This window comes from Streptomyces sp. NPDC006393 (genome assembly GCF_040628575.1).
Classification (GTDB): Bacteria; Actinomycetota; Actinomycetes; order Streptomycetales; family Streptomycetaceae; genus Streptomyces.
The window spans coordinates 16,757-32,442 of record NZ_JBEXZD010000027.1; the positions used below are offsets into that span (position 1 = coordinate 16,757).

14 protein-coding genes are annotated in these 15,686 nt (G+C 70.5%); 8 read left to right on the top strand and 6 right to left on the bottom strand.

Features of this window, described 5'->3' with window-relative positions:
* Positions 1–135: 135 nt before the first annotated feature.
* Both ABZ484_RS14325 and ABZ484_RS14330 read left to right on the top strand, forming a co-directional pair.
* Positions 136–1,479: a polysialyltransferase family glycosyltransferase gene (locus tag ABZ484_RS14325; protein ID WP_358866221.1), complete on the top strand. Its 1,344-nt coding sequence runs from the start codon at positions 136–138 to the stop codon at positions 1,477–1,479.
* Positions 1,480–1,608: 129 nt separating this feature from the next.
* Positions 1,609–4,221 (top strand): YfhO family protein, encoded by a 2,613-nt coding sequence (locus ABZ484_RS14330; RefSeq protein ID WP_358866176.1) that lies wholly within the window; start codon positions 1,609–1,611, stop codon positions 4,219–4,221.
* Positions 4,222–4,248: 27 nt separating this feature from the next.
* Here the strand turns inward: ABZ484_RS14330 and katG are convergent, their stop codons facing one another.
* Together katG and ABZ484_RS14340 are read right to left on the bottom strand one after the other, a co-directional pair.
* Positions 4,249–6,447: a catalase/peroxidase HPI gene (katG, locus tag ABZ484_RS14335; RefSeq protein WP_358866177.1), complete on the bottom strand. Its 2,199-nt coding sequence runs from the start codon at positions 6,445–6,447 to the stop codon at positions 4,249–4,251.
* A complete protein-coding gene (locus ABZ484_RS14340) occupies positions 6,434–6,559 on the bottom strand; it encodes a hypothetical protein (protein ID WP_358866178.1) in 126 nt (41 codons plus the stop codon). The genes katG and ABZ484_RS14340 overlap by 14 nt, the downstream gene beginning before the upstream one ends.
* A 320-nt stretch (positions 6,560–6,879) precedes the next feature.
* Here ABZ484_RS14340 and ABZ484_RS14345 point away from each other — a divergent pair, with 320 nt between their 5' ends.
* From ABZ484_RS14345 to ABZ484_RS14360, 4 genes are read left to right on the top strand one after another with little or no spacing between them, the layout of a single operon-like run.
* Positions 6,880–7,287, top strand: a complete 408-nt coding sequence (locus ABZ484_RS14345) for a hypothetical protein (protein ID WP_358866179.1) — start codon at positions 6,880–6,882, stop codon at positions 7,285–7,287.
* Between the two features lie 11 nt (positions 7,288–7,298).
* Positions 7,299–8,882 carry a peptidoglycan-binding protein gene (locus ABZ484_RS14350; RefSeq protein ID WP_358866180.1) on the top strand — a complete coding sequence of 528 codons (1,584 nt, stop codon included), beginning with the start codon at positions 7,299–7,301 and terminating at the stop codon, positions 8,880–8,882.
* Positions 8,854–9,384: a protease inhibitor I42 family protein gene (locus tag ABZ484_RS14355; protein ID WP_358866181.1), complete on the top strand. Its 531-nt coding sequence runs from the start codon at positions 8,854–8,856 to the stop codon at positions 9,382–9,384. Before ABZ484_RS14350 ends, ABZ484_RS14355 begins: the two co-directional genes overlap by 29 nt.
* 45 nt (positions 9,385–9,429) lie before the next feature.
* A complete protein-coding gene (locus ABZ484_RS14360) occupies positions 9,430–9,843 on the top strand; it encodes a hypothetical protein (RefSeq protein ID WP_358866182.1) in 414 nt (137 codons plus the stop codon).
* A gap of 221 nt (positions 9,844–10,064) precedes the next feature.
* On the opposite strand, the gene ABZ484_RS14365 is transcribed toward ABZ484_RS14360, so the two are convergent.
* Positions 10,065–10,502 carry a glutaredoxin domain-containing protein gene (locus ABZ484_RS14365; protein ID WP_358866183.1) on the bottom strand — a complete coding sequence of 146 codons (438 nt, stop codon included), beginning with the start codon at positions 10,500–10,502 and terminating at the stop codon, positions 10,065–10,067.
* 455 nt (positions 10,503–10,957) lie between these two features.
* On the opposite strand from ABZ484_RS14365, the gene ABZ484_RS14370 reads away from it, so the two are divergent.
* Both ABZ484_RS14370 and ABZ484_RS14375 read left to right on the top strand, forming a co-directional pair.
* Positions 10,958–11,563 (top strand): hypothetical protein, encoded by a 606-nt coding sequence (locus ABZ484_RS14370; RefSeq protein ID WP_358866184.1) that lies wholly within the window; start codon positions 10,958–10,960, stop codon positions 11,561–11,563.
* A gap of 480 nt (positions 11,564–12,043) precedes the next feature.
* A complete protein-coding gene (locus ABZ484_RS14375; protein ID WP_358866185.1) occupies positions 12,044–12,208 on the top strand; it encodes a hypothetical protein in 165 nt (54 codons plus the stop codon).
* Positions 12,209–12,408: 200 nt separating this feature from the next.
* Here the strand turns inward: ABZ484_RS14375 and ABZ484_RS14380 are convergent, their stop codons facing one another.
* From ABZ484_RS14380 to ABZ484_RS14390, 3 genes are all read right to left on the bottom strand, one after another.
* Complete coding sequence (locus tag ABZ484_RS14380) at positions 12,409–13,275, bottom strand: phytanoyl-CoA dioxygenase family protein (RefSeq protein ID WP_358866186.1); 867 nt, start codon at positions 13,273–13,275, stop codon at positions 12,409–12,411.
* Between the two features lie 340 nt (positions 13,276–13,615).
* Complete coding sequence (locus ABZ484_RS14385) at positions 13,616–15,292, bottom strand: transporter (protein WP_358866187.1); 1,677 nt, start codon at positions 15,290–15,292, stop codon at positions 13,616–13,618.
* Entirely contained in the window at positions 15,289–15,522 is a 234-nt protein-coding gene (locus ABZ484_RS14390; protein WP_358866188.1) for a hypothetical protein, read from the bottom strand. The genes ABZ484_RS14385 and ABZ484_RS14390 overlap by 4 nt, the downstream gene beginning before the upstream one ends.
* Positions 15,523–15,686: the final 164 nt, after the last annotated feature.

Genomic DNA, 15,686 nt, shown 5'->3' on the forward strand with positions numbered 1-15,686 from the left:
CCGGTCTTCCGCACGCCGCGCACCGCGGACGACGCGTCCCGTCCCGCCCCGCGAACCGCACCCTCCGCCGGCTCCGCGAGCGCCTCGGGCTCCCCCCGTCCCACCGGAGCCGAACCCGCGTCACACCCGCAGCAGGTGCAGATCTTCCAGGTGTCCACGCTGTACGGCGCCGCAACACTCGCCGCGGCCCTGGACGCCGGCCAGTTCGGTCCCGCGGCCGAGGCCCGGCGGGTGCTGCTGCTCACCAACAACGCGGCCGTCCCCGAGGTGGCTTCGCGTCTGTCCGACATGACGGGTTATCAGGAGATCGCCGCCCGCTTCGACCAGGTCGAGGACTACAACGAGGCCATCGCCCCGCACCACCCGGCCGGCTGGCAGCCTCGCCCGGACGACGCGCCCCTGTGGGAGCGGGTCCTGCGCACCCGGTGGGGGCTCGGCACCGGACCGGTGACCCTCGTGGTGGAGTCGATCCAGGTCAGCCCGGCCCGCAGCCTCGCCGCCGTGTTCGCCGGTGCTCCGGTGCACGTGTACGCCGACGGCCTGATGAGCTACGGACCGACCCGCGAGGAGCCTCCGCACTCCGTCGCGGTCCGGGTCCAGCGGCTCCTCCACCTGGACCTGGTGCCGGGGCTGCGCCCCCTGCTGCTCTCGGAGTTCGGCGTCGAGCCCGAAATCGTCCCGCACGACGCCTTCCGCGCGGTGCTGGCCGAACTGTCCCTGGCCGCCGCCGACGACGCGGAGGTGGCGCGGGCGGCCGAGGCGGCGCCGACCGCGCTGCTGCTCGGCCAGTACCTGGCCGCCCTGGGCATCCTCACCGACCAGGAGGAAGAGGACCTGCATGTGCGGATGCTGCGCGCCGCCGCGGCGGCCGGTCACGAGTCGGTGGCCTTCAAGCCGCACCCCACCGCGCCGGTCCGCTGCTCCGAGGCCCTGGAGCGCGAGGCCGCCGCGGCCGGTGTACGCCTGACGGTGCTGGGCGGGACCCTGCTCGCCGAGGCCTTCTACGCCCGCCTGCCGCTGAAACTGGTGGTCGGCTGCTTCTCCACCGCGATGCTCACCGCCGCGGTGTACCACGGCATCCCCGTCGCCCGCGTCGGCACCAGGACGGTGCTGGGCGAGCTGACGCCCCATGAGAACAGCAACCGGGTGCCCCTGGTGATCGTCGACCACGTCGTCGCCGACCTGGAACTCGGGTCCACCTCCCCGCTGCCCGAAGCCCCTCCCACCCTCCAGCCACTGCTGGCGGCGGTCGGGTACTGCATGCAGCCCGCCCGGTACCCCTGGCTGCGGACCGCGGCCGAACGGCTGCTGTCGCAGACCGCGCAGGACCCGGATGCCGACCGGGACGGGCGGTACGCCGCGTACTTCGCCACCGAGCGGCTGACCGAACTGGAGCTGCCCGGCGGCAGGAAGCGGCACGCGCCGCTGCTGCGGCAGGCGCTCTCACGGGGCCGGCGCGAGAGGGCGTCCCAAGCCTGACGGCCGGGCCCGGACGGGACACGAGCCGCCGAACGTGTCCCGCGCGGGAGCCCGCACCTTTCCTGCCCGTGACGGACGTCGGCGGCTCCGTACCGGGCGGCATGCATCAGACCCCACCCCGGAGGAATCGTGTCCGCTCCTGTCAGGCCCCCGTCCGGCCCCACCGTGCCCGACGGCGACGGCAACGGCGACACGGGACCGGTCGGCGCGCGCGCCGGCCGCGTCCCCGCCCGGCTGCGGGCGCTGGCGCACCGGTCGCGCGGCAGCGTGCCGCTGCGCGCGGCCCTCGGCGCCGGCGTCCTGTCGTGTGTGGTGTTCTGCCTGGGGAGCCTGCTCGCCGGTAGCTACCCACTGGGGACGCACAGCCGCAACGTCGTCGACATGGGTACGCAGTACGTGCCCTTCCACGCCTACTGGCGCAAGGCGCTGCTGGGCGGAACCGACGGCGATCTGTTCATGAACTGGAACTCCGGTTTCGGCTCGAACTTCCTGGGCGACATCGGCACCTACCTCAGCAGCCCCTTCGATCTGATGGTGGTGCTCTTCCCGGCCGACCACGTCGAACTCGCCCTCTACGTCATCACCACGGCGAAGATCACCGCGGCCGGGGCGGCGATGGCGGTGCTGCTGCTCAGGCTGCGCCGCGGTCCGTGGCCGGTGGCGGCGGTGCTGGGGTCGGCGTACGCGCTGTGCGGCTGGACGCTCGACAACGGCGCCTACGTACCCATGTGGCTGGACGGGCTGCTCGCCTTCCCGCTGCTGTGCCTGGTCGGCGAGTGGGCGCGCACCGGGCGGCGCCCGGTGGTGGGGCCGATCGTCGTGGGGCTGGCCTGGGTGGCGAACTTCTACACCGCCTACATGGCCACCATCGGCGCGGGCATCGTGCTGCTGGTACGGCTGCTCACCGACGACCAGGGCCGCCGGTGGCTGACCGGTGCGCTGCATGCCGCCCGGAGCGTGCTGATCGGTGTGGGGCTGGCCGCCCCGCTGGTCCTGGTGATCTACTCGGCCACCAAGGTCGCCCACCCCACTCCGCCCGTGACCTTCTCACCGGCCACCTGGCCGGACGTCTTCGCCCGGCTGCTGCCCGCCACGAGCAGCACGGAATCGCCGGCGCTGTACATCGGCACCCCGGCGCTCGCGCTGGCGCTGACCATGCCCTTCAACAGCCGTCTGCCGGCCCGGACACGGTTCGGCTGGCCGGCCGCGATCTGCCTCGTGACGCTCTCCCTGCACTGGCGGCCCACTCATCTGCTCTGGCACGCGGGCGCCGAGCCCAACGGTGTCACCGACCGCCAGGCCTTCGTGCTGTGCGGCCTGCTGCTGATCGCGGCCTGGCTGTCCACCGCCGACGGTCTGCCCCGGCCGGCCGCGCTCGCCGGGGGCCTGGCGGTCCTGACCGCCCTGGCACTGACGGCGCGGGGCACCTACGCCGTCGACCGGTGGTCGTATCCCGCTTTCGCCGTCGCGCTGCTCCTCTGCGTGGCGGCCGCGGCGGCGGTGCTCGTCGCACCCCGCCTCGGAAGCGGGGCCAGGGTCCTGCCGGTGCTGGCCGTGGCACTCCTGGTGACCGCCCAGGCGGGCGAGACGGCGGTGGCCGGGATGCGGGTCGCGCAGTCGGAGCTGCGGCACAGGTCCTGGTCGCCGCGGCTGGGCCGGGAAGAGCAGGACATGGCGGCCGTCGTCGCCGCCAAGGACGACTGGCCGCGCTCACGCACCGATCCCGGCGCTGATCCCGGTCGCAACGACCCGATGGTCGTCGGCGGCCAGGGCGGCGGCTACTACAGCAGTCTGACCGCCCAGGTCACCTACGACACCCTGTCCGCGCTGGGCTACGGCTACTTCGCCAAGGGCCGGCGCCTGGTGAGCCTCGACAACCCGGTGACCGACGCCGTCTTCTCCGTCGGCACCCGGATGCGCCTGGTCCAGGACCCGGCGGGAGGCACCCTCAAGGTGCCACAGGCCACCACCACCGCCGTACCGCCGCTGGTCACCGTCCGCCCGGACCTGCGCCTGCCGGACAGCACGGCGCGCTTCGGCGCGTCCGTCTTCGCCAACCAGGAGATGCTGCTCGGCGCCCGCGTGTACGATCCGCCGGCCCGGACCACCGAGACCCGGCACGGCAAGGGATCGGTCACCCTCTCCACCACCTGCGCGCCCGGCAGCCGGGCCTACCTGTCGGCGCTGACGTTCAACGGCACCGCGACCATGAACGGCGGCCGGCCGGTGGCCTTCGCCGGCAAACTGCCCGCCGTCCGGCCTCCGCTCCAGAGCCTCGGAGTGGTACCGGCCTCCGGGAAGGTCCGGGTCGACCTGCGCCACACCGGGTGGCTGGACCTGCCCAAGCAGCCCATCGGCTGCCTGGTCCAGAGTCGGCTGGACCAGGCCGTACAGCACCTGACCGCCACCGGCGCCACCGGTGTCCACGTCGGCGGGCACTCCGTCACCGCCCGGATACCGGCCGGCAGCACCGGCACCGCGGTCCTCGCGATCCCGCGGATCAAGGGCTGGACGTGCGCGGCCGGTGACGGCCCCGCCCGCCCCGCCCGGAACTACCTCGGCCTGATCGCGGTGCCCCTGGACGGCAGGGCCACGTCCGTCAGGTGTGACTTCCGACCGCCGGGTCTGCTGCGGGGCGCGGCGATCGGCGCGACCGCCCTGGCCTGTCTCACCGCCACCGCGTTCTGGTACGGGCGCACCCGCCGGCGCCAGGAGGAACCGGCGGCGTCCCCGCGGGCATGACGGCAGGCGGCCGGCGTCGTACGGACATCAGCTCCGCAGGAGGTCGAACCGGTCGAGGTTCATCACCTTGTTCCACGCGGCCACGAAGTCGCGTACGAACTTCTCTCCCGCGTCCTGGGCCGCGTAGACCTCCGCGACGGCCCGGAGCTGGGAGTGCGCACCGAAGACGAGGTCGACGGCGGTGGCGGTCCACCGGACCTCTCCCGTGGCGCGATCCCGGCCTTCGAACACGTCCGCGTCCGTGGTCGACGCCTTCCACTCCGTGCCCATGTCGAGCAGGTTCACGAAGAAGTCGTTGGTCAGGACTCCCGGCCGGTGTGTGAAGACGCCGTGGGGGGACCCTTCGAAGCCGGTGTTCAGGGCCCGCATGCCGCCGATCAGCACCGTCATCTCGGGAACGGTCAGCGTCAGCAGGTTGGCGCGGTCCAGCATGAGGGTCTCCGGCGACAGCTTCTCGCCCGCCGGGAGATAGTTGCGGAACGCGTCCGCCTTGGGCTCCAGCACGGCGAAGGACTCCGCGTCCGTCTGCTCCTGCGAGGCGTCCGTACGCCCCGGGGCGAACGGGACCGTGATGTCGTACCCGGCGTCCCTCGCCGCCTGCTCGACGGCCGCGCACCCGCCGAGGACGATCAGGTCGGCGAGGGAGACCCGCACTCCGTCGGTCCGGGAGAGGTTGAAGTCCTGCTGGAGCCGCTCGAGCGTCCGCAGCGCCTCGGTCACCTCGGGGAGGTCGTTGAGCTCCCAGTCCTTCTGCGGCGCGAGCCGGATCCGTGCCCCGTTCGCGCCGCCGCGCTTGTCGGTGCCCCGGAAGCTCGCCGCCGACGCCCAGGCGGTGGTGACCAGCTGGGAGACGGACAGGCCCGAGGCGAGGATCCTGGCCTTGAGCGCGGCGATGTCCTCGTCCCCCACCAGTTCGTGGTCGACGGCGGGGACGGGGTCCTGCCACAGCTGCGGCTCGGGAATCCACGGCCCGAGGTAACGCGAGAGGGGTCCCATGTCGCGGTGCAGCAGCTTGTACCACGCCTTGGCGAATGCCACCGCGAGCTCGTCCGGGTTCTCATGGAACCTCTTCGTGATCGGCCCGTAGACCGGGTCCACCTTCAGCGCGAGGTCCGTCGTCAGCATCATGGGGGCGTGCCGCTTCGACGGATCATGGGCGTCGGGCACGGTGTTCCTGGCCGCGGGGTCCTTGGGAGTCCACTGGTGGGCGCCGGCGGGGCTGCTGGTCAACTCCCACTCGTACCCGTACAGGTTGTCCAGGTACCCGTTGTCCCACTGGGTCGGCCGGGTGGTCCAGGCGCCCTCCAGACCACTGGTGAGCGCGTCCGGACCCTTGCCGCTGCCGTATGTGTTCCGCCAGCCGAGGGCCTGCTGCTCGATGGGGGCGGCCTCGGGTTCCGGGCCGATGTGACGGGGGTCGACCGCGCCATGACACTTGCCGAAGGTGTGGCCGCCGACGATGAGCGCGACCGTCTCCTCGTCGTTCATCGCCATCCGCCCGAACGTCTCCCGGACGTCCCGGGCGGCGGCCATCGGATCCGGATTGCCGTTGGGCCCTTCCGGATTGACGTAGATCAGTCCCATCTGCACGGCGGCGAACGGACCGGTGAGCTCCCGGTCGCCGCTGTAGCGCTCGTCTCCCAGCCAGGTGTCCTCGGGTCCCCAGAAGATCTCCTCGGGTTCCCAGATGTCCTCTCGCCCGAAACCGAACCCGAACGTCTCGAACCCCATCGATTCGATGGCGCAGTTTCCGGCGAAGACCAGGAGATCCGCCCAGGAGATCTTCCGGCCGTACTTCTGTTTGACCGGCCAGAGCAGACGGCGCGCCTTGTCCAGGCTCGCGTTGTCCGGCCAGCTGTTGAGAGGAGCGAAGCGCTGCGCGCCGCTGCCGCCACCGCCGCGGCCGTCCGCGATGCGGTACGTTCCCGCGGCGTGCCAGCTCATCCGGATGAACAGCGGCCCGTAGTGACCGTAGTCGGCGGGCCACCAGTCCTGGGACGTCGTCATCACCTTGAAGACGTCGCGCTTGAGCGCGTCGACGTCGAGGGTCGCGAACTCCTTCGCGTAGTCGAAGTCCTCGTCCATCGGATCGGAGACGGGCGAGTGCTGGTGGAGAACCTGAAGGTCCAGCTGACTCGGCCACCAGTCCCGGTTCGTCCTGGGCCGCCGAGTCGGCGTGGGCGTCGGGGAAGGGATTGCTGGGTTCTCGCTCTCACTGCCGGACATGCCCGTCCTTCTTCCTGTCCCGGTGTTCCTTCTGCTGGCTGCTGTTCTCGAACGTCGTTTCGCTCTTGAACGTCGTTTCGCTCGCGTCGTTCGCCCTGCCGGTGTCGACCACGTCGACCCACCCGCTCGGTGCGCCGTGACGCCCACCGGCTGGACACCAGAATCCGATGCGACGGCCCCCGGACTCGCGAGGCGTCCGGCGCAGTCGGCGACTTTCACCTGGTCGGCATCGTGTTCGTCCCGTCCGTCTGTCGGGAGAGGGCCCAGCGGAGCAGGCGCCGCCCGAGTGTCCACGCGGACGGCCTGCGGCGCGGGGAGCCTCGCCCGCCGTCCGGTGGCCGATTTCCGCGGCCCGCGAGCCCGGCGATAATCCGGCGCGCTCACTCGAGTGCACCAGCGATCTTCTTATATGAAGTGCGTGTTAGCCTGCCCGTGGCCGTGATCGACATGCGCTACGGGGGAGGCACGGTGGGATCGGACGGCTACCAGGCCAAGGCGGGTATGACCGGTCAGGCCCGGCAACTCGACGACGCCGGCAGGGACATGGACGGCGTCAGCTCGGCCGTGAAGTCGCGCACCAATTACTCGTACAGCGATGCCGGCGGCGATGACGCCGCGTCGGCGCTGAACGCGTTCGTCAAGGCCTGGGAGGCGGAGGCCAAGACACTGGCCTCGGCGTTGCACGAGCTCGGTGGCAAGGTGCAGTTGGCCAAGAACACCTACCACGGCACCGACGGCCTGGTGAAGAAGCACGCGGACAGCGTCCCGGTCGGCGGTTCGAGCAGCCTCACCGGCACGTCGGCGCAGGGCGGACGCACCTCGGTCCTGTCGAGCTACTGAGGAACGGGCCGGTGTCGTTCTTCTCCTCCCCGCTCAACTCCCCCTCCTTCCGCCTCGCGTGGCTCGCCGGGCTGTCCAAGAAGATGCTCGGTGCCGGGAGCAAGAACGAGCTCCTCGACCTGATCGACGACGCGCTCTCGGTACCCGAACCGGGCGGCGACCCGGGCGTGCTGGAAGGCCTGGCATCCCTCTACCGCGGCCAGGTCGACCAGGTCGGCAGCGTCTTCGACCAGGTCGACCGGGTGGGCCGCAAGGGTCTTCCGGAGGTGTGGGTCGGCGACACGAGCGTCCTCGCCTCCGACGTGGTGAACGCCGCCGGCCGGGCCGTGACCCAGATGAGCGAGGCGTTCCAGGGCTGCGCGACGGTGCTGCTGACGCTGGCCGACGCGATCGGCGCCGCGCAGCGCAAGGACGATCAGGGCCGCGGACAGCTGCTGGAGCAGAAGAAGACGCTCGGCGGCAAGGACGGCTTCTTCGACGACCTGCACGAGAACGACGAGGAGGAGTGGGACCGCAAGAACGCCGCCCACTTCGGCTCCTACGCGGTCGACCTGATGCACGCCGCCGTGGCCGACGCGCAGGAGGCCTGCCGCGTGGCGGCCCGGGACCTGAACAAGTGGGCCGCCGAGGCACGCGCCGGCAAGATGGAGACCAGCGAACTCACCGCCGTCGACAAGCTGATGCTCGCCGACACCGGCGTCGCGGGCGCCGACACCGAGCTGAACGAGATCCTCACGGCCGGCGACCTGGCCCGCGCGTCGACACGTATGGATCTGCTGAGCCTCGACGACGAGACGGCCATGGAGCGGATGCTGGCCCAGTCGCACAGCCCGCAGGAGCGGGCGTACCTGATGAAGGCCCTGGCCGCCGGTCACAGCGTCGCCGAGATCCAGACGTTCCAGGGCAAGATCCACGGCAAGGATCCCGCCTGGCTGCGCCGGCACCTCACTCCGGTGGTCACCGCCGCGGACAGCATGAACGACGAGGGCCTCGCGCCGGACGGCTCGAACAACAACAAGGACTACGTCACCTTCGACGGCCAGCGGTGGATCCAGGGCGGCGACGGCTCCGAGGGCACCTGCGTGGCCTCGTCCACCGTCACGTCCCGCGCCATGGTCGACCCCCTCTACGCGCTCGACCTCACCGGCGGCCCCGACGGGCAGCAGGACGACCCCGAAGCCTTCAGACAGCGCCTGGTCGCCGAACAGCACCGGCTGCACACCGAAGGCGACGGCGGCGCGAACTGGGGTGGCATGGGGCCCGAGGGGCAGGAACGGATCAACGACACCGCCGTCGGCAGTGCCACCGGCACCGACTACGAGCGCCAGGACCTGAGCAGCGCCGCCGACCGCAGGGCGGTCCTCACGGAAGTCGAGAAGTCGGTGGCCGAGGGGCGGCCGGTGCCGGTCGACGTCTCGGGCAAGGAGGGCGCCCACGCCATGACCATCATCGCCCAGGAGGGTGACAGGCTTCAGGTGTACAACCCCTGGGGCTCGACCACCTGGGTCAGCGAGGACGACTTCATCAACGGCCACATGGGCAAGGCTTCCAACAGTGATCTCCCCAATGCGTACAGCGTCTATCTTCCGCGGTAGCAGGGGCGGTGCCGCGATCGCGGCGGCCGGGCTCCTCGCTCTCGCCACGGGCTGCGGCTCGGGCACCGGCGAACCGGCCGGCGGCTCCACGAGCACCGCGAGCCGCCCGACGAGCCATCCGGTGAAGGACACCAGCATCACCGCCGAGCCGGGCGAGCGCTTCACGATCACCGTGGACCAGAACGCCTCCACCCGCGAGTACTGGTACCTGGTCGACCCGAAGCCCGACAGCTCGGTCCTGGTCAGCCAGGGCCAGGACTACGCGTCGGACTCCGGTGGCGAGCCGGAGCCCGGTGCCGGCGGCCGGCTCACCTTCACCTTCGAGGCCAAGGGCAAGGGAACCACCCGGTTCACGCTGCTGCACTGCACGTTCACCACCTGCCAGGGCAACACCTCCACCCGGCCCCCCCGGACGACGGGGCCCTCAGCCACCCCGGCCACGGGGGCTGCCACCCCCTCCCAGGCCCCCGAGCGCATCACCTACACCGTGACCGTCGACTGAGGCGCGGCGGACCGGTCAGATGCCCGAGACACCCGAGGCCCCGCCATGAACGACGACGCCCCGTACCCGCCGGACCGCACGGACGACGAGCTGGCCCGGCTCGACATCACGGTCCTGCTGCGCTACGGCCTCACCGCCGGGCCCGGCCCCCGGCGCACCGCCCTGTTCGGCGACGGCGCCGCGGCCGCGGCGGTCACCCTCGACCGCCTCGGCACCGAGCCACGCTCGGTCGCCTTCCTCGCCGACACGGTGCGGGCCGGCGGACTCGCCCGCGCCGCGGAGCTGCCCGAGCCCCTGCCTCGCCGGGAGGCGGCCGTCCTCGTACGGGAGTGGCTGCGGGCCGGCACCGAACTCGCGGGCGGGATCGCCGCCGACGACACCGCGGCCGACTGGCTGCGTGCCGTCGCGACCATCATCGAAGTCAAGCAGCTGAGCCGGGCGCGCGGCCGGAGCACGTGATCCGAGCAGCCGATCCGGGGACGCCGGAGGGTGCGGGATCAGCGGAGGCTGCCGGTTGTCACCGTCCCGCGAAGGCCACGGTGGCGCTCGGCGGCCTGGAGTCCGACAACGCGCCGGCCAAGCCGATCCAGCGACCCTCTTGTGCCGGAAACCGAGGACATGGCGGACCGGGCCGCGCGCATCGCCGAGGGGATCGACCTCTCCACAGGGGCCACGTCCGGTCACGGAGTCGTGGAGAGCTGTTCGCGCACCCATGCGGGGTCGGGATTGGTGTACGGGCGGCCCGCCACGACGACCGTCGGGACGGTCTCGTTGCCCTCGTTGGCCGCCCTCACCGCTGCCGCCCCAGCCGGGTCACGCCAGATGTCGACCCAGTGCAACCGATGGGCGCCGCGGCCCAGCCGTACACGCAGTCGCAGACAGTACGTGCAGCCTGGCCGCCAGTAGACGACCGGGCGGCCGTCGACCGAGCTGCGCCGCCGTGCCTCCACCGCATCGATCGACCTCGGGAACACCAGGGGTGAGTTGACGACGGCGAGCATCACGAACACCAGCAGGAATGCTACGCCTGAGCCGGGTTCGTTCCTGAGGATCAGCCCGGTCGCGACGGCTGAGCCGCACAGCATGAGCATCAGGGGCAGGGTCCAAGCGCGCGTCATGGTGACACAGGCTATCGGTGACCTGGAGCTCCTGGAATCGGCCCCGCGCGCCTGTGCGTTCACCGGTCAGCCGGACTCGGAGCCCTGCCGCCCCGGCAGGCCGACCGACCGCGCGGGGCGACGACTGACGCGCCATCACCGAAGTCGGCAACGGCTCAGTGTGAGTCCTCAGACACCCAGCGACAGCTGACCACGCATGCGAAACGTTGTAGCCTCCGGACATGGCCCTTGACCCGCAGAAGCGGGCAGGGAGCGACAAAACGGGAGTTTCTTCGTGCTTCGTACCATGTTCAAGTCCAAGATCTAGCTATTTGGCGTTGCCGCAGGTCAGGGGCATCATGTGCCCCCTTCAGGTCAGCAAACGGTCAGCATGCGTCCCGGACGTGTCCTTGCTTGCTGACTTGCGACCGATAGTGCGGCGCCTGAGCAGGTTCTTGGGCTGGAACGGATGGTGCGTGACATGGCCCGACAGCTCACCCGTGGCATGGGGTCCTTCTTCAAGGACTGCGGCTGCGCGAAGCCCACCCGCTGCGCACCCGTACTCGATCCGCTTCCGGGACGCGCTGGGCAAGCGGCGCGAGGAATCTGGTTATGGCACACAAGACGATGCGATCGAACGCCTCACGCAGTTGTACGCGGTGAAGAAGACCACAGCGCCGTCGGTGGCGGCGGCCCGCCGCGAGCTGGGTCAGCTGACGGTCGAGGAGTACGCGAAGCAGTGGCGGCCCCGGCAGCAAAGGATGACGGACTACTCCACGGGCTGGCACGTCGACAGCTCGATCAACGTGCACATCGTTCCTCGCATGGGGGCAAGGAAGCTGAATTCGGTCACGCCGATGGTTGTCGAGCGCTTTCTTGACGAGATGGAAGGCGATGGGGTCGGGCGGGGCAACCAGGCGAACATGTTCTGGGTCCTCAAGACCGTTCTTCGCGACGCGTTCGCCAAAGGTGGCCATGGCGGACGACCCGGTGAAGGGAGCCCAGGCACCGGACTACGTGCGGGGAACGGTCGCCATTCCCTCTCTCGGCTACGTGACGAAGGCACTGACCGTGGCCGATGAGGACCTCGCACTGCAGATCGTCATGGTGGCCGACTGTGGTCTGCGCTGTGGGGAGGCGCGGGCGGTGAACGTCGACAACGTCGTGGGCGCAGGACGTGTACCGGGTGCGCGAGCAGATCCACTCCAACACGCTGAGGCCGGCGAAACTGAAGCACCGCAAGGCGGGGGAGTTCCGCGAGATGCCCCTGCCGCGATCGGTACGGGAGGCGGTCGAGCGTCAGGAGGCCACGCACGGCGCCACGAAGGACGGCTACCTGCTGCGTGGCCCGGGTGGCTACTTCACCGTAGGCATGGAGCGACGGCGAGTGAGGAAGCTGTTCGCGGACCGCCCCCGGACGAGGGCGTGGGGATGTAAGGCTTTCGGCACTACTTCGCCTCCAGCGCCCTCGGGAACGGCATCCCGATCACCGACGTCGCGGAGTGGATGGGCCAAGTCATCGAGGAGACGGGCCGATCGGCCCGGCGACCGCGCGAGTCCTGATGCCGCTCGGTCTCGTCGTCGTCGCCTGGATCTGCGTTCTGGTCGCCTTCGCGGTCGCCTTCCATGCCGACAACCTGTGGAGGACGAGGCGGCGCTGGACTTCCCGGGTTACGGTGATCGTGGCCGGCATGGTCGGGGCACTGGACAGCGGGCAGGGCGCCTGAAAGGTGCCGTCGGTCCTCGGGCGATGGCAGGGCGGTAGCCGGTTCGTCCGCGCGTGCGGAGCGAGCCGGCCACCGCACCTACCGCTCAGGGGTGAGCACGAGACGGATCTTCGGGAAGGGCTGCCGCCGGCTCAGGCCCCGTCACCGTGTCGGAACCCTGAGGTCAGGAGTCACGACACGTGAGCCGATCAGGTCGGCTCTCAGAGACCGAGGTAGTTGCCGAGGTCGGCGTAGTCGACCTGCCACAGGCCGGGGGAGCCCGTGGGGTACTGGGAGCGGAACCCGAGCATGCGCTGGACACGGGGCGAGAGCGTCCTGGCGATCTCCATGTCGACCAGGAAGGGGTACGCCTCCTCGCCGGTGAGGAAGCCCGGGTTGAGGGCGAAGGCCACGGCCCGCCGGTACTCGTCGCTGGTCCGGTTCGCGCCGCCACCATGCGCGGTCTTGCCGCTGAACAGAAGGGCGTCTCCGGCGTTCATGATCGCGGGAATCGTCTGCTCCGGAGTCCCGCGGTCCTCGAAGTCGCTCCAGTGGTTGCTCCCGGGGATGACGCGGGTGGCGCCGTTCTCCTCCGTGAAGTCGGTCAGGGCGATCAGGAAGTTGAGGGTGACTTCCGGGCCGTCGGGCCCCATCCCGATGAACGGGAACCAGTTCTCCAGGTCCCGGTGCAGCATCTGTGCCTGGCTGTGGGGGCCGATCTCGATCACTTGCGCGGTGGTCATCCAGTACGTGCCCGACTCCGGGAGGAAGACCTGGTCACAGACCTCGTGGACCAGGGGGTGTTCGAGGATCTCGTTGCGGAACGTGGCGCTGTGCGTGACCAGGTTGGTCAGCCGCTTGGTGTTGCTGCCGTGGAACGCGGCCACCATTTCGTTCGAGTGGGTCGAGCCCGGGCGAAGTGCCTGCAGCGGAGGCTCGATCTCGGCGTTGAAGCGGTTCATCTGCTCCTTCGTCAGGAAGTTCTTGACGATGACGCCGCCGTCGCGGGTCAGGAGCTGGAGAATTTCGTCCTTCGGCGTGTCAGCCGCCACCGACGGCAGGGTCTGGGGCTGCTTCTGTGTTGTCATGTGGATTCTCTCCCTTGATGAGAACTCCGGTTGACCGGGCCCTCGACGGCTGCCGACGTCCTGGCTTTCCTGGTCGACCGTGCGTTGTCCTGGCGACGGTCGGATGAGTTCGATCGGCATGGCGTTTTCTCGCTGTTCCCGGGGCTCGTGGCTTCACTTTCGCCAGCCACGACCGCCGGCCAGAACGACAGCGAGCACCTGCTTCGCTCGGGCCCGGTGCACGATGCACAGGCCGGCCGCACCGCCGCTCTCCTCCGGCCGTCGACAGTCGTAAGAGAGCGGCGGCGCAACCGCGCGGGGTCGTCGGCCCAGATCCCGAGCGTTCGCAGTCTCAGCGGATCTACCCGGTGACGCCGTCCCGGTCGGAGCCGATGCCCGTCCGAGGGGCGCCACGGTCAGGAATCGGGGCGCGTCCCCGATCTCCTGTGTCTCCCCATGCCGTGCGGCGGGTTCCCGCAGGCCGCTCCCACGGACGCGCGCTGCCGAGCCATCCGAGGAGGAAGGCTGCCGGGACGGAGACCAGCCCGGGGGTGTGGAGCGGGAACAGGTTGAAATCCTCCTCCGGCAGCAGCGCGTACGCCGTCCCGGACACGGCGGGGGAGAAGAGGGTCAGCAGGACGCAGAGGGGCAGCCCTCCGTAGACGAGCCACAGCAGCCCTCGGCGGTCGAAGCCGGGCCAGAGGAAGGAGTAGACGAGCGCCGGGAACACGCATGAGGCCGCCAGGCTCAGCGAGAAGGCGAGGAGGAACTCGATGGGGTAGCGGTGTACGGCGGTGGTGAGGAAGATGCTCACGGCGCAGAGCGCGACGACGGACAGCCGCAGGACCGTCGGCTCCCCGATCCCGAGCCGGGTACGGTCCTTCTGCCCGATCAGGTCGCGGGTCACGGAGACGGCGGCGGCGAAGGTCACGCTTGCCACGGCGGTGAGGATGGCGAGGAAGGCGACACAGGCCACGAGGGTGATGAGCACGACGCGGCCGGTGGGGTGGTGGGGGAGGACCTCCGAGGCCAGGAGGATCGGGGCGCCCTGCCCCTTCGCGTCGACCGCCCCGATCCGTCCGCTGCCCACCACCGCGGCCGCGGCGAAGCCGGTCGTGACCAGGAGCAGGTAGAAGAGGCCGGTCAGCCCTACGGCGACGCTCAGGGAGCGTCGAGCGCCGGGAACGTCCCGGCTGGCGCTGACGCGCAGGAGCAGGTGGGGCATCATCGCCGTACCGAGGATGACGACGATGTGGTCACTGAGCGTGCCGAGCGGCCCGAAACCGGCGGAGTTCGCCCACAGTCCGGGGCTGAGGTACTCGTCCGGCGACACGCTCTTGTCCATGGCGGCAGACAGCAGTGATCCAGGACTCCAGTCGAACAGGCGGAGCGCCAGCAGGGTCACCGCGGCGAGCGTCGCCAGGGCTACGGGCACCTTGGCGACCTGCACGAAACTGGTGCCGCGCAGATCGGCCACTCCTGCGAAACACGTGATCAGGAACCCCATCAGCACCGTGCACACCACCTGGGCCCGCTCGCTCGGCATGCCGATCAGAAGGGAGGCGGTGATGCCGCCGGCCCGCAGTTGGACCATGAGCAGGGGTACGGCGATGCACAGGGTCACCACCGCACCGGCGATCCGTGCTCCCGGTCCCTCGGCACGCAGGGAGAACAGCTCGCCCAGGGTGTAGCGGCGGGTCGCGCGAATCCTGGAGGCGAGGAGCAGGAGGACGCCGAGTGCGAGGGCGCTGTCGACGGCGGTCGAGACTCCGTCGTAGCCGAAGATGGCGATCGCTCCCGGCAGCGAGACCAGAATGACGACCGTGATCTGTTCTCCCGCCATCGCGACGCCGTTGAAGACGGGCCGGAGAGACCGGTCGGCGACGTAGAGGCGTTCCGGGGCGTCGTCCTGCGTGGCGAGGGTGAAGACCCACAGGAGGCACAGGCCGATGAAGACGAGGAAGGCGGTGATGACCGCGCCCCTCGCGGCGGTGCCGATGAGATCGGGCGAGCCGACGCTCAGGAGGTGCCTCGTCACCACGCGCCCCCGGCCGAACGAGAGGCGGCAGTCGTCGCCGAGGTCGGTTCGAAGGAGGACGCGGCTCGGTTCTCGTGCCACCAGGTCCCGCCGACGAGGACGACCAGCTGCGTGAGCGCCCACGCCATACCGAGGGTGAGACGTCCGTACACGGAGATCTCTCCGAGGGTCGTGGAGCAGGAGAGCAGGACACCGACGGCGAGCGGCAGCGCATTGACAGTGACCAGCATCCGTGTGTCACGGCGGGCATGCTGGGAGGAAACGGAGGGCACGGGACCTCTCTCTGAAGGAAAGGAAGAAGGACACGGCGTGAGCGGGCGTGGGAGAGGGCGCAGTCGTTGAGGACGAGCGAGGGAGTCGGTCGGCCGCGCTCCGTACCCGTCGGAACTCCCTG

Bases quoted from the DNA above. Each gene is read 5' to 3' on its own strand.
- ABZ484_RS14375 (WP_358866185.1), top strand. From the start codon at position 12,044: ATGCCGCTCGGTCTCGTCGTCGTCGCCTGGATCTGCGTTCTGGTCGCC.
- ABZ484_RS14380 (WP_358866186.1), bottom strand. From the start codon at position 13,275: ATGACAACACAGAAGCAGCCCCAGACCCTGCCGTCGGTGGCGGCTGAC.
- katG (WP_358866177.1), bottom strand. From the start codon at position 6,447: ATGTCCGGCAGTGAGAGCGAGAACCCAGCAATCCCTTCCCCGACGCCC.
- ABZ484_RS14355 (WP_358866181.1), top strand. From the start codon at position 8,854: ATGCGTACAGCGTCTATCTTCCGCGGTAGCAGGGGCGGTGCCGCGATC.
- ABZ484_RS14390 (WP_358866188.1), bottom strand. From the start codon at position 15,522: ATGCTGGTCACTGTCAATGCGCTGCCGCTCGCCGTCGGTGTCCTGCTC.
- ABZ484_RS14365 (WP_358866183.1), bottom strand. From the start codon at position 10,502: ATGACGCGCGCTTGGACCCTGCCCCTGATGCTCATGCTGTGCGGCTCA.
- ABZ484_RS14360 (WP_358866182.1), top strand. From the start codon at position 9,430: ATGAACGACGACGCCCCGTACCCGCCGGACCGCACGGACGACGAGCTG.